This window comes from Burkholderia sp. PvR073 (genome assembly GCF_054055695.1).
Genome location: NZ_JBSRXO010000001.1, coordinates 979145 through 991583 on the forward strand (window position 1 = coordinate 979145; position 12439 = coordinate 991583).

11 protein-coding genes and 1 pseudogene are annotated in these 12439 nt (G+C 66.7%); 5 read left to right on the forward strand and 7 right to left on the reverse strand.

The genetic code is table 11. The features are described 5' to 3' along the window. Positions 1 to 57: 57 nt before the first annotated feature. From ACVK00_RS04310 to ACVK00_RS04330, 5 genes and pseudogenes are all read right to left on the reverse strand, one after another. Positions 58 to 246, reverse strand: a complete 189-nt coding sequence (locus tag ACVK00_RS04310; RefSeq protein ID WP_284888639.1) for a hypothetical protein — start codon at positions 244 to 246, stop codon at positions 58 to 60. 120 nt (positions 247 to 366) lie between these two features. Beyond that, positions 367 to 3435: an ATP-binding protein gene (locus tag ACVK00_RS04315; RefSeq protein ID WP_284888638.1), complete on the reverse strand. Its 3069-nt coding sequence runs from the start codon at positions 3433 to 3435 to the stop codon at positions 367 to 369. Positions 3436 to 3833: 398 nt separating this feature from the next. After that, a pseudogene (locus ACVK00_RS04320) lies at positions 3834 to 4841 on the reverse strand (hypothetical protein). A 114-nt stretch (positions 4842 to 4955) separates the two neighbouring features. Beyond that, positions 4956 to 5783 (reverse strand): penicillin-binding protein activator LpoB, encoded by an 828-nt coding sequence (locus tag ACVK00_RS04325; protein ID WP_228908842.1) that lies wholly within the window; start codon positions 5781 to 5783, stop codon positions 4956 to 4958. Between the two features lie 123 nt (positions 5784 to 5906). Further along, entirely contained in the window at positions 5907 to 6494 is a 588-nt protein-coding gene (locus ACVK00_RS04330) for a tetratricopeptide repeat protein (protein WP_228908841.1), read from the reverse strand. Positions 6495 to 6850: 356 nt separating this feature from the next. Between ACVK00_RS04330 and ACVK00_RS04335 the strand changes: the two genes are divergently transcribed. The 3 genes from ACVK00_RS04335 to atsR all read left to right on the forward strand — a co-directional run bounded on the left by ACVK00_RS04335 (position 6851) and on the right by atsR (position 10112). Next, a complete protein-coding gene (locus ACVK00_RS04335) occupies positions 6851 to 7729 on the forward strand; it encodes a helix-turn-helix domain-containing protein (protein WP_284888637.1) in 879 nt (292 codons plus the stop codon). Between the two features lie 61 nt (positions 7730 to 7790). Then, the gene (locus tag ACVK00_RS04340) at positions 7791 to 8291 is read left to right on the forward strand and encodes a molybdopterin-dependent oxidoreductase (protein WP_006760898.1); all 501 of its coding nucleotides are present in this window, start codon (positions 7791 to 7793) and stop codon (positions 8289 to 8291) included. Positions 8292 to 8300: 9 nt separating this feature from the next. Continuing rightward, a complete protein-coding gene (gene atsR, locus ACVK00_RS04345; RefSeq protein WP_284888636.1) occupies positions 8301 to 10112 on the forward strand; it encodes a hybrid sensor histidine kinase/response regulator AtsR in 1812 nt (603 codons plus the stop codon). 54 nt (positions 10113 to 10166) lie between these two features. Here atsR and ACVK00_RS04350 read toward each other — a convergent pair whose 3' ends face one another. Together ACVK00_RS04350 and ACVK00_RS04355 are read right to left on the reverse strand one after the other, a co-directional pair. Beyond that, positions 10167 to 10586, reverse strand: a complete 420-nt coding sequence (locus ACVK00_RS04350) for a secondary thiamine-phosphate synthase enzyme YjbQ (RefSeq protein WP_284888635.1) — start codon at positions 10584 to 10586, stop codon at positions 10167 to 10169. A 10-nt stretch (positions 10587 to 10596) separates the two neighbouring features. Beyond that, positions 10597 to 10923 carry a thioredoxin family protein gene (locus ACVK00_RS04355; RefSeq protein ID WP_284888634.1) on the reverse strand — a complete coding sequence of 109 codons (327 nt, stop codon included), beginning with the start codon at positions 10921 to 10923 and terminating at the stop codon, positions 10597 to 10599. A 214-nt stretch (positions 10924 to 11137) separates the two neighbouring features. Between ACVK00_RS04355 and ACVK00_RS04360 the strand changes: the two genes are divergently transcribed. Next, a complete protein-coding gene (locus ACVK00_RS04360; RefSeq protein ID WP_212069707.1) occupies positions 11138 to 11470 on the forward strand; it encodes a DUF2322 family protein in 333 nt (110 codons plus the stop codon). A 14-nt stretch (positions 11471 to 11484) separates the two neighbouring features. Next, a complete protein-coding gene (locus ACVK00_RS04365) occupies positions 11485 to 12342 on the forward strand; it encodes a hypothetical protein (RefSeq protein WP_435521279.1) in 858 nt (285 codons plus the stop codon). Positions 12343 to 12439 lie beyond the last annotated feature (97 nt).

Consider the following 12439-nt stretch of genomic DNA (forward strand, 5'->3'; position numbering starts at 1 on the left):
ACGGCCTTCCCCATACCGTCGATCCATCCCGTCCCGCGAAACGGCCTTGGCCGCTGCCTAACGTTTTGCCACGGACTTGTCCGGTTCGCCCGACCCTTCGTCCGCGACATGCTGCCACTCGGTGATGGCCCGCCGCTTCTGCGACGGCGACATCATCATGAATTCATTCAGCTTCGTGAGGAAATCCCGTCTGGATTTCTCCGGCAGCGTCGCAAATCCAAGCAGCAGCCCGAACACCTTTCCCATATAGCGCACGGCCTTACCCTTCCTTCTTCAGTCGAAATCACGCGGCATCTATGCGATGCGGCGTGTCTGCCTTCCCCGTTTTGAACGCTGGGCGATCTATGCCGCCATGGCGTCGCTTTTTTATCTTCCCGGCCAGTGGGCCACCGCGGCGGCCATTGCTCTCGACGCCGGCCGTTCGTCCGCCGCGACGGCGGAAAACGCGATCCCGCGCTGTCGAGCGACGCGCGCGACAGCGCGACGCAGGTCGGCCAGCGTCACCGGCTTCGTCAGCACGCACTCGACGTTCGATGCGGCGTAACGCTGCGCGTCGTCGGGTGCCAGATGCGATGCCACGACGATCATGTCGCATGGCAGCGCGCGCGCATGGACGGCTTCCGCCAGTTCCCCGGCCGACATGTCGGGCAGGTCGGCGCCGAGCAGCAGCACGTCCCATGCACCGTTCGCGAGCGTATCGAGCGCGGCCCCCCCGGACGACACGCACCGGACCGCGCAGCCGAGCACGTCGAGTTGCTCGCGAAAAATCGACCCGTTGACCGACGCATCGTCGGCGACCAGCACGCGCGGCACACGTGGGCCGGAAGCCGCCACAGGTTGGCCGTCACCGGCTTCACCGGCCGGCGGGGGCCGCTGCCCGGCAGTCGCGACGCGCGCCTGCTCGATCGCCGTGCGCAGCCCGTTCAGCGAATAGCTCGACACGCGGATCGTGCGACCCGCGACGTCTGGCTGCAGCGGACCATCCGGCGTGGCGAGGACGACCGGCGTGCCGCCGCCGAGACTGTCGAGCTCCTCGCGCCGCCACTGGTCCGAATCGCCGAAGAGCACGATCGCATGAGCACGCACGAGGCACCCGGCGGCTATCCCGATCGGACTCGGATGCATCGCGACATCGAAACCCCATGCACGCAGATGCGGAAATGCGAACGCGCGCCACGCGTCCTCCGGCGACACGACGATCAGCGTCCGGCTGTCGCCGGCACCGACCGGCGATTTCGGCGCAATGCCCATGCGCAGCGGCAAGCGCACGGTGAACAGGCTGCCGATGCCCGGTGCGCTGTCGACCGAAATCGACCCGCCCATCGCCGCGACCAGCCGATCGCACAGCGCGAGCCCGAGCCCCGTGCCGCCGTAGCGCCGCGTGATCGACGCGTCGACCTGCGAGAACGGCTTGAACAGCCTGGCATGTTGCGCGGGATCGATCCCGATGCCCGTGTCCTCGATGCCGATCGCGAGCTCGGGCTCCCCGCGCGCGTCGTGGCCCGCCGCCACGCGCGCGACGATGCGCCCTTCGCCGGTGAACTTGATCGCGTTGCCCAGCAGGTTGCCGACCACCTGCGCGAGCCGCGTCGGATCACCGCGCATACGCTGCCCCGCGCTCGCATCGATATCGGCGAACAGCGGCAACCCTTTCGCCCTCGCGACGGGCGCGAACGCCGCCAGTTCGCGCTCGATCACCGCGATCACGTCGAACTCGATCGACTCGACCGTCATCGCGCCGGCCTCGATCTTCGAGAAATCGAGGATGTCGCTGACGATCGCGAGCAGGCCCTCGGCCGATGCACGCAGCGTCTGCACGCGACTGTGCTGTGCCGCATCAAGCGCCGTGCGCTCGAGCAGCTCGAGGTTGCCGAGGATCACGTTGAGCGGCGTGCGGATCTCATGGCTCGTCGCGGCGAGGAACGACGACTTGGCCGCATTCGCCGAATCGGCCGCACGCACGGCTTCCTCGAGCTGATGCACGAGCCGGCGCTGCGCGGTCGTGTCGGCGAAAACCGCGATCAGCACGTCCTCACCCTGATAACGCGCGCTGTGCGCGATGACCTCCAGATGCAGCGACGCGTCGCCGTGTGCATCGAGCACGAGCTCGGTCATCATCGTGCGGCCTGCCCCGCCGTTCGCGACGAACGCGTCGTATTGCGCCAGCGCCTGCGCGGCCAACGCATGGTGATCGCCGCCGTGCGGGACGAGCATCTGCGCCAGCACGTCGCTCGCGAGCATCACGCGGCGATCGGACAGCGATACGAGGCCGATGCCGACCGGCGCCATCGCGATCACGCTGCGGCACAGCGCCTCGCTCTCGAACACACGCGCCGAACGTGCGTAGACCGGCACGAGCACGCGCCGGTGGAATCGCACGAGCAGCAGCCACATCACGACGATCGTGACGAGCGTCGACGCCGCGAGCGCGCCGGCCTGCACGCCGATGCCGGCCGCCACGTCGGCCCACGACAGCACATAGGCGATCGTCCAGCCGGTCGCCGCGAGCCGCGAGCGGAACACGATCGCACCGTCGAGAAAGAGCGGCTCGTCGGCCGCCTGGTCGCGATGCGCGACATCGAGGTTCAGCAGGCGCTCGGTCAGCGCGTTGGTCCGCTCGACGCCGGGATCGATCGTGATCAGCCGGTTGTCCGCCGACGCGATGAAGAACACGCCGGCCGTCCCGCGCCCGGGCAGCCATGACAGCAGGTATTCCGGTGAGTATTCGGTGACGAGCACCGCGAACGGCTGGCCGTCGGCGCGCGCTTCGGCGGCGATCCGGATACGCGCCTGCCCCGTCACGGGATTGATGTAGGGCGGCAGCCAGCGAACGTGCGGCCGACCGTCGGTCGGCGCCGGGCCGTCGAAATCGACATGCAGGGCCGCGAGGACGCGCGCGCGCGCCTCGGTCGTCGCGAGCGCGGGATTGTCGCGCGACAGATGCGGCACGAAGCCGAACACGCCCGTGCGCGTACTGTAGTGGTAGCCCTCGAGCGTGCGCCCGCGATTGAGTGAGCTCGCCGCGCCGATGCGCGACAGCAGGAACGACAGCGCGAGATAGCGCGCCACCTCGTCGCGCTGCCCGGTTTGCCCCGGCACGCCGACCACGAGCGACGGATACGGCTTGATCGCGAACTGCTGGCCGTTGGCGAAGAACGCGTTCACGACGTCGGGAGGCGCCGCGCCGAGCTCGTGCCAGATCAGCTGGGTATTCGCGACGCCGTTGCGGAACGACGTCTCGGCCACCTGCACCTCGTCGACCGCCTCTTCGACGCCGTTCAGGAAATTGCGCCGCTCGCCGTCCAGATAGCCGTAAACGATCGACGTGATCCCGAGCCCGCAGGCGATCAGGATCAGGATCGTGACGACGATGCCGCCACCGAACATCGAAATGCTCTGATAGCGGCGAATGGACTGAAGCGTGCTGTATGGCATGACTCGGCGTGACGGCGCCCGGGGATGCGGACATGCAGCAGATTCCCTGCCGGGCTGGGCGTCACGATGGATACATTGGGGATAGAGACATCCCGATCATGCCAAACGACACAGCGAAAATCAGTTGTGTATTATCCTTTTAGTACATGTCCGATTTGTTTCGATGCTTGTTTTGAACTCGAACGAATCCTGGCGGCGCAATCTCCCATGACGTCTTGTCCCCTCGGACAAGTCGTGACATCGCTCCCTGTCCGCGCCCCAATACAATTCCGCCGGCAAGCCGACGGCACGAGATGCATTTACGGACGATGCGGCGCATCCGACGTACCCGTTTCGGCCCGGCGGAACGCCCGGCAAGGAGCGGCCCGCGCGATGCGCGCCGGGTCGGCGGCGCCCGCTCAGTTCTGCGTGAGCGGATTCAGCGTCGTGCACAGGAAACCCGTGCAGTTCGCCGGCTTGAAATAGAAAGGCGCCTGCTGCATCGCTGCCGTCGGCGGGAGGGTGAACGCCAGTTCGCCGAGATACGCATTGCCCCGCGCGCCGAAATCGTTCGCCTGCTGCACGAAAGTCGCGCCGCTCGACTGAGTCGTGGCCGACTGGTAGGTGAAGGTCGGCGACTGCGTCTGGTCCTTCACGTAGATCCACGACATCGTGCTGCCGAACACTTGCCCGCCCTTCGCGCGATAGCCTTTCGCGCCTTCGCTGTTGGCCTGCGCGATGAAGTCGTTGATGTTCCCGGCCGCGGTCAGCGCATCGTACGTATAGGTCGCGTTCGATGCGTTGTTCTTCATGTACACGTTCGCCTGCACCGATCCGACGACCATCGCGCTGAGGAACCAGTAGCCCGACTGGCCTTGGGCATTCGCCTGCGTGAGGAACGCGTTCGGATCGGCCGGCAGGCCCGTCGTCGTGTACGTGTAGGTCGCCGACGAACCGCCGTCCTTGCGGTAGACATACCCGTAACCGTACGGTCCTTCGTAGCGGTAGCCGTTCGCACCCTGGCCGTTGGCCTGGCTGAGGAAGCCTGCCTAGTCGGCCGGCGGCGATTGCAGCTGATACGTGTAGGTCTGCGCCGTGCCGTCGTTCACGAAGATCGAGCGCGTCCCGCCGGTGATCGCGTCGTAGTAATAGTCGCCGAGATAGCGATAGCCCTTCGCGCCTTCGCTGTTGAGGAGCGTCAGGAAGCTCGGGCCGTCGGCCGCGGGCGTCTGCGCATCGTAGCGCCACGTCAGCGTGCTGCCGCCCGAGCCGCCCGAGCCACCGGTCCCGCCGCTGCCCGTGCCGCCGCTGCCGCCGTTGTTGCTCGCCCCCGATCCGCCGCCGGACGCGGCGGGCGAGGAATTGTCGTCGCCGCCGCAAGCGGTCAGCGCCAGACAGGTCAGTGCAATCAATGCGGCGGCTTTCATCGGGATCACCTCGACGCAAACAGGACGACGGAGCCGGTACGCGCGGACGGCGCCGCGCACCGGCAGGTCAGGTATCGTCAACCGGCCGGCGGCAGGCAGCGCCGGCCCGGAACATCAGTTGACCTGCAACTGGCCGCCGCGGCCGAGGCCGCCCTTGACGTCCTGCGCCTTGTAGCTGCGCAGAGCGACGACCATCTTGTTGTAGGCGTCGATGAACGCGACGACGGTCGCCTTGCCTTCCGGCGTCGACGAGAAGCCCGCGAGCGCGCCGCCCACGCCACCGCCGAATCCGCCCAGCGCCGCGCCGTAGTTGGTCGCCGTCGAACTGCCTTCCGACGCCGCGATCTGCACGGCCGAACGCACGTCGAACAGCGTCAGCGTCACGACCGATGCCTTCGTCTGCAGATGGCCGGCCACCGCCGCGACCGCGCTGTTGCCGATCAGCCCGCCGATCATGCTGCCGATGCCGCCGACCGGCGAATCGTTGATCACGATCTGCGGTTCCATGTAGTAGTCGGCCGCGACGCGCTGGCCCTTCTGCTGCTTCGAGCCCGTACGGTATTCGCCCGAGTTGCGCTGCAGCTGCGTGATGCGCGACAGGCGCGCGTCGCTCTTCTGGTTGCCGATCGACGTGATCACGAAGCAGTTCGACTGCTGCACGGCCAGGCGCAGCAGCGGGTCGATGGTCGTCATCTTGGTCGCGCTGCCGAACGGGCCCCACCAGTCGGCGTTGCGGCCGTCGTCGACGGCGATCGTGCCCAGCGGCGACGTGCAGCGCTGCAGGGTCGTATCGGCGCCGGCGCTGGCGCCGCCCGCCGCGGCACCGGTCACGCCCGCGTTCTGGCCGCCGGGCGTCACCACGCCGCCGCAGCCGGCGACCGACGCGCAAAGCGCTGCAACCAGCGCACCTTGAGTGAGACGTTGGGAAAGGTTGGTCTTCATGTCGTTATCGATCGATAGAGTCGTTGTTCGGCTTATATGTTCGTGCGAACTTCGATAAGCCCCCCCGGCGTGGCTGCGCGATGGTGGTCTCCCCGCTGCAGCTCCCCGTTGCTGTCGGTCCGGTCAGTAGTACCAGTACGTCTGATTCCAGACGCCGTAGTACGGATAGCCCGAGTACCAGTAGCCGTAATAGACGTCACGCCATTGCGTGCGCCATTTCCAGTCTTCCTCGTCTTCCTTCTTGGCCTTGCGGGCGAGCTCGAGCAGCTTTTTCGATTCCTTGTCGCCGCGGCTCGCCGCGATCGACAGCCACTTGTCCGCTTCGCGCGGATCGGAGCCCATCTCCTCGAGGCCGAACAGGTAGAAACTGCCGAGCGCCTTCTGCGCGTTCAGGTCGCCGCGCTCGGCGGCGTCGCGCATCCACTTGAGCGCCTGATAGCTGTCCTGGCGCACGCCGTCGCCGCGGAAATAGCGCAAGCCGAGGTCGTAGGCGGCCTTCGGCTGGGCCTTCGCGGCCTGCTTCAGCGCAACGATGCGCGGATCTTCGCGGTCGTCCGCATCAGCCCTTTTTTGATAGGACACCTGATCTTTAGGGCGATCGGAACAACCTGTGTCATCGCAGATCCGCACCGTGTTGCCGGTAATGGACGGATCCTGCGCGCACGCGGCCAACAGCAACAGCAGCCCCGGTGCCAGCAAACGGCGATACATGTGTGCGTTCCCCACGTTTTATCTGCGCCGCACTGCTTCGCGCTATCCCACCCCCGCGAGCGCGCACCCGGTTTGCGTGCGGCGAGGCGAATACAATTCGCCAACGCCGACACGCAGTCCAAGGCTCTCTCAGGCTCTCTCTTCGAATCGTTCAGTCACGCGCTGGCTGCCGCTTTCGCTGGGCCGACTGTTATGGACAGCGGTCTCCAAACCTGACGCGACAAACAATAGTGACGTGGTGAGCAATAATAATGGAGAAATATGGCATGTCAAGGTGATTCGCGATTTCAAAGTTTGCGTATCGCGTCACTTTTGAATATGCTCTTCGTCGCTAAAACCCAGGAGACCCTTTCGAGATGTCCACCAGCGAGCAGGCCAACGTCGATCTCATCACCGCCACCAAGGTGCGCGATCTGCTGACGCGCAACGGCATTCCGCCGCGCAGTCACAACACGACGATCGCGAACGTGCTGGGCCTCAGTTTCTCGGTCGTCACGCGCAAGATGAAAGGCCTGATCCCGTGGAACCTGTCGCAGTTGCAGGACATCGCGACGCACTTCGGCGTGCCGCCCGCGATCCTGCTCGACGACAAGGGCACGCAGCCGGCCGCCGCCGAGATGATCGACGCGACGCTCGTGATCGAGTCGCGCCGCTTTCGCTGCCGCGCGGCGATCTCGGCGAAGGCCAGCAGCCAGATCGAAACGGATTTCGTCGCGCTGCAGTGGCAGGGCGAATGGATCGTCACCGAACGCCGGCACGCGCGCGAAGGCCGCACCTATCCGGTCGACGTCATCGAGCTGCGCTCGAGCCAGCCGACCGTCTATGCCGCGCGGATCGCGGTGGTCGACGATTCGCAGGACGTCGCCGAAACCGTGTGCGAATACTTCATCGAGAAAGGCGTGAATGCGGTCCCTTACTTTGACGGCGCGTCGTTCCGCAAGGCGCTGGAAGTCGAGGACTTCGACGGCTACATCCTCGACTGGATGCTCGGCGACCAGACGGCCGCCGAGCTCGTGTGCGGCATCCGCTCGAGCGAGAACGGCGGCGCGCCGATCTTCCTGCTGACCGGCAAGATCTCCACCGGCGAGGCAAGCGAGGATGAGATCGCGCACATCGTGTCGCACTACAACGCGCGCTGCGAGGAAAAGCCGGTGCGCCTGCCGATCCTGTTCGCCGAAGTCGCACGCGAACTGAAGATCGCGCTGCCGGCCGCCGCGGCCGCCGCCGCGAGCTGAGGCCACAACGAACACCCACCATCACACGAACACGAACACGAACACGACCGAGGGGAAACACATGCGAATCTCGACGATCCGGATCAAGAGCCTGGTCGCGGCCGGCCTGCTCGGCATGGCCGCCGCGTGCTGGGCCGCGTCGTTCACGTTCACCGTCGACGGCAAGATCGGCCGCAGCAACCAGCCCGGCAAGACGACGTTCGTCTTTTCCGAGCAGGCACTGATGGCGCTGCCGCAGTACACGATCGTCACGTCGACGAGCTGGACGCCGAAGGCGACCTTCACCGGCCCGCGCCTGTCCGACGTGCTGAAGACCGTCGACGCGCACGGCACGCAGATCGAGTTCCGCTGCATCGATGAGTACACGTTCACGATCCCCGTGTCGGATGCCGACAAGTACGGCGTGATCCTTGCGCGCACGATGAACGGCAAGGTGCTCGGCAACGACAACTACGGGCCGCTGTGGATCATGTATCCGCGCGACCAGTATCCGGACGAGCTGAAGACGCCGCTCGGCGAAGCCAAGTTCGCGTGGCAGATCATCGGCCTGACCGTGAAGTAAGCGGGCGACATGAAGCGCGGGCGATGGAAGAACAGAAAAATCATCCTGGTCCTGGGATCGCTGTGGATCCTGGGATTCGCCGCGTGGGCATTCCTGCTGTGGGACCTGCTCGCGACGTCGGTCAACGAGGGTGTGCTCGAAGGGCCGCGCGAAGGCGTGTTCTGGACCGCCGCGCAATACCGCAACGTCTACACCCGCTTCGACCGCCAGCTGATTCTCTACGCCACGCACGTGGACGACAACTACGACCACGTGCAGATGCAGCTCGACAGCCTGTCGGTGTCGTTCGGCTTCCTGCAGCGGCCGTCCGAGGTGTCCCAATACTGGCTGCGCATCCCGCGCGCGCGCGGCGAGATCGCGGCGCTCGGCGAATTCATGGCGCGCCTGAAGCGCGACGTGCCGCTGTTGCGCGACGCACCGAACGACGCACAGCGCGTGATCGACGAGGTCAATGCGCACTGGCCGAAGGTCAACGGCCTCGCGAACTACTTCCGCGCGATCGAGATGGCGCAGCGCGACTTCACGTTTCATCAGCTGAAGGAAAAGCAGCGCGCGATCCTGTCGCTCGGCATCATCCTCGGCGTGATCCTGTGCGCGCTGTTCCTGCTGCTGTTCTATACGATGCGGACGCGCGACGACCTGCTCGAACGCCAGGACGCGGCGCTCGATGCGGAACGCAAGGCATCCGATCGCGCGTTCGAGATGATCGAGGCGAAGAACGCGTTCCTCGGGATGGTCAGTCATGAACTGCGCACGCCGCTGCAGGCGATCTGCGGGTCGATCGAGATCCTGCTCGCGCGGCCGCAATCCGACGCGAACCTGAAGACGATCCGGCGGCTGCAGAATTCCGCGTCGTCGCTCGAGGCGCTGGTCAAGGACCTGACCGACTACATCAAGCTGCGCTCGACCAAGCGTCTCGCCGAAGCCGAAACGGTCGGCATGGCGTCGCTGCTCGCCGAGGTGCTCGATCCGCTGCGCGCGAAGATCGCGGCCAAACGGATCGCGATCTCGCAGCAGGTCGAGCCGCGCGACCTCGCGATCCGCTCCGATCGCAAGCTGTTGCGGCAGGTGCTGTCCAACCTGATCGAGAATTCGGTGAAGTACACCGTCGACGGATCGATCGACGTATCGATCCGGCTCGTCGACACGCCGGCCGGCCGGCAGTTGAAACTTGCCGTGCGGGACACGGGCGCCGGTATCGCGAAGCAGCATCTGCCGAAGATCTTCGAGCCGTTCTACCGCGCGAACGACGCGGTCGGCCTGCATGTGGACGGCATCGGGATGGGGCTCGCCGTCGTGCGCGAGATCGTGACGACGCTGCGCGGCCATGTGGACGTGCGCAGCACCGTCGGCGAAGGCAGCGAGTTCGTCGTCACGCTGCCGGCCGAGGCGCCGGATGCCGCCGAAACAGCCGGCGACGCGCCCGCATGGCCGGCCGTCGACGTGCATCGCAACCGCCGCGCGCTCGTGGTCGACGACAACGACAACGCGCGCGAAACGCTCGGCGCGATGCTGTCGGCGCTCGGCCTCGACACCGATCTGTGCGGCACCGGGAACGAAGGCGTCGCACGTTTCGGCGACGCGCGGTACGACCTCGTCGTGCTCGACCTCGAACTGCCGGACCTGAGCGGCTTCGAAGTCGCGCGCCGCATCCGGATGGTCGCGCAGCCGGACGACGACGGCAGGTTTGCGTCGATCCTCGGCGTCAGCGCGTACGAATCGGCCGCATTGCGCGAGAACCAGCGGGAGTTCGACGCGTTCCTGCCGAAGCCCGTTCACCTGCGCGAACTCGGCGCGCTCGTCGAGAAGCTGCTCGGCTGAACGCGGCCGCGACGCGTCACGGGCCCGCCTGCCCGTCCGTTCGCGCTTCCGCGCTCATTCGCCGATCAAATGCAGCACGATGTCGCGCCGATGCGCCGCGCGACGATGCTCGAACAGGTAGATGCCCTGCCAGGTGCCGAGCACCATGCGTCCATGCTCGACCGGGATCGACAGTTGCACCTGCGTGAGCGCCGTGCGCAAATGCGCGGGCATGTCGTCGGGCCCTTCGGTGTCGTGCTCGTAGCGCGTGGCGTCCTCGGGCGCGAGTGTCGCGAAGTAGCGTTCGAGATCGCGCTGCACCGACGGATCCGCGTTCTCCTGGATCAGCAGCGACGCGGACGTATGGCGGCAGAACACGGTCAGCAGCCCGATGCGGATCGCCTGCTGGTCGACGAACGCACGCACCTGCGAGGTGATCTCGACGAGGCCGCTCCCGTGCGTTTCAACGCCGATGTGCGTGATGGCCTGTTGCATGATGACCACCTCAGGCGAGTGCGGCGAAGCCGTCGGCTTCGATCTGCCTCGCGTCGGCGGGGCGCACGACGCGCGCGACTTCGACCCCGTCGCGCAGGAATACCAGCGTCGGCCACAGCTTCACGCGGAACGACCGGCCGAGCGGCCGGCCCGGGCCGTCCTCGATCTTCAGGTGCCGCACGGCCGGATGCGCGGAGAGCGATGCGACGATCGCAGGCTGCGCGCTCGCGCAGATCCCGCACCAGTTCGCGCCGAATTCGATGACGGTGATACCGGCCAGTGCGTCGACTTCCGCGCGCGTCGGCGCATTGGCGGTGTAGCGTTGCTCAATGTCCATCGGGGCCCTCGTGTGCAATGGCGGAACGTGGCCGCCGCGTGCCGGCGTGGGCGGCAGATGCGGCCGGTGATCTCCTACTCTAGCGGAAAAGCACGCGCGATGCCGATGGTGGCGGGCAGCGCGGTGCAGCTCGCCCGTGCACCGCGGCCGGCCGGATGACGATCGGATAAGATACGGCCCGATTGGCCCATGACCGAACCGACGGAGTGTTTCAGTGATTCAACCGACCCAAGTATTCAAGGACAACCTCGCGCAACTGCCGCCCATCGACGGCATCGCACGCATCGATCTCGTCGGCGCGAACGGCGACGTGGTCGCGAGCATCGAGAACCAGCCGGGCAAGCAGGGCTCGCTCGCGGTGTACCACTACCTGAAACAGGCATTCGGCACGCTCGATGCGAAGGCCGCCGAACACGGTCTCGCCGTGTTCGCGGAGCACACCGCCGACGCACGCAACCGCCCGGGTGCGCACCCGAACGTCGATCGTCTGCTGGCGATCGTCGACGGTGGCGAAGCACTGCGGATCGACGTGATCGCGCAGGGCTGAGCCACGTGCGCCGCATCGCTGCCTGGCCGTTGGCCCGCCGCGTCACATCGCTCGCGGCACTCGCGTGCGTCATGTTCGGCGGCGCGGCGTCGGCCGAGGCCGAGGCGCTGCGTACGGCTTCCGATATCGCCGGCGCGTCGCTGGTTGCGCTCGGCGCGCTGCCGCGCTCGCCCGAGAACGGCACGCTCGACGCGTTTTGTGCGCAATATCGCGCGAAGACTACAACCGCGGCCGGCCGCGACGTCGCGAAGCTCGGCTGGATCGTGACGTCCGAGGCGCCGCTCGGCCGCTATACGGTCGTCACGTTCGCGAGCGGGTTCAAGCCGGGGACGAGCGCGATCTGCTTTGCGCGCAACGCAAACATCGGCGTCTTCGACGGCACGACGCTCGTCGCGCTCGGCTATACGGCGCGCGCGGCCGGCTGGCAACTCGGCTCGGTCGAGCCGCTGGAAAGCGGCGCGCTGCTGGTCTGGGGCGGTAATGGTCCGTCGGCGCCCGTCGGCGAGCTGCGCGAACAGCATGGCGCCATGCGGCTGACCGCGGTCGCCGCGGAACGCACGTACTGTCACGGCCGTGCAGTCGTGCCCAACGTGTACGGCAAACCGCTCGACAAGGCACGCAAGATCCTGATCTCGCACGGCTGGCAGCCGCTGCGTCCGCACGAGAAACCGGACGAGATGGATGGCGCGGCGACGCTCGCGAAGCACGGGATCATCGAAGCCGAAGCATGCTCGGGCACCGGCATGGGATATTGCGCGCTGCGATATCGGAGCGCGGCCGGCGTGCTCGGCGTGACGACGGCCGGCGGCGAGCCCGACACGCCGTCGGCGAATACCGTGATCGATTATCAGGTGGCTTGCAGGGAGCAGTAACCGGCGCGACGGCACGTGCGCTCGATTCGCACGTGGCGGCTTGGCACGAGTTCGTCGGCGCGCCGAAAACGGAGCGAGTCCGTTGGCGATCGGCTGT

Excerpts from the sequence above, each read along its gene's own strand:
- ACVK00_RS04355 (WP_284888634.1), bottom strand. The coding sequence starts at position 10,923 with ATGGACATTGAGCAACGCTACACCGCCAATGCGCCGACGCGCGCGGAA.
- ACVK00_RS04330 (WP_228908841.1), bottom strand. The coding sequence starts at position 6,494 with ATGTATCGCCGTTTGCTGGCACCGGGGCTGCTGTTGCTGTTGGCCGCG.
- ACVK00_RS04310 (WP_284888639.1), bottom strand. The coding sequence starts at position 246 with ATGGGAAAGGTGTTCGGGCTGCTGCTTGGATTTGCGACGCTGCCGGAG.
- atsR (WP_284888636.1), top strand. The coding sequence starts at position 8,301 with ATGAAGCGCGGGCGATGGAAGAACAGAAAAATCATCCTGGTCCTGGGA.
- ACVK00_RS04340 (WP_006760898.1), top strand. The coding sequence starts at position 7,791 with ATGCGAATCTCGACGATCCGGATCAAGAGCCTGGTCGCGGCCGGCCTG.
- ACVK00_RS04335 (WP_284888637.1), top strand. The coding sequence starts at position 6,851 with ATGTCCACCAGCGAGCAGGCCAACGTCGATCTCATCACCGCCACCAAG.
- ACVK00_RS04315 (WP_284888638.1), bottom strand. The coding sequence starts at position 3,435 with ATGCCATACAGCACGCTTCAGTCCATTCGCCGCTATCAGAGCATTTCG.
- ACVK00_RS04350 (WP_284888635.1), bottom strand. The coding sequence starts at position 10,586 with ATGCAACAGGCCATCACGCACATCGGCGTTGAAACGCACGGGAGCGGC.
- ACVK00_RS04325 (WP_228908842.1), bottom strand. The coding sequence starts at position 5,783 with ATGAAGACCAACCTTTCCCAACGTCTCACTCAAGGTGCGCTGGTTGCA.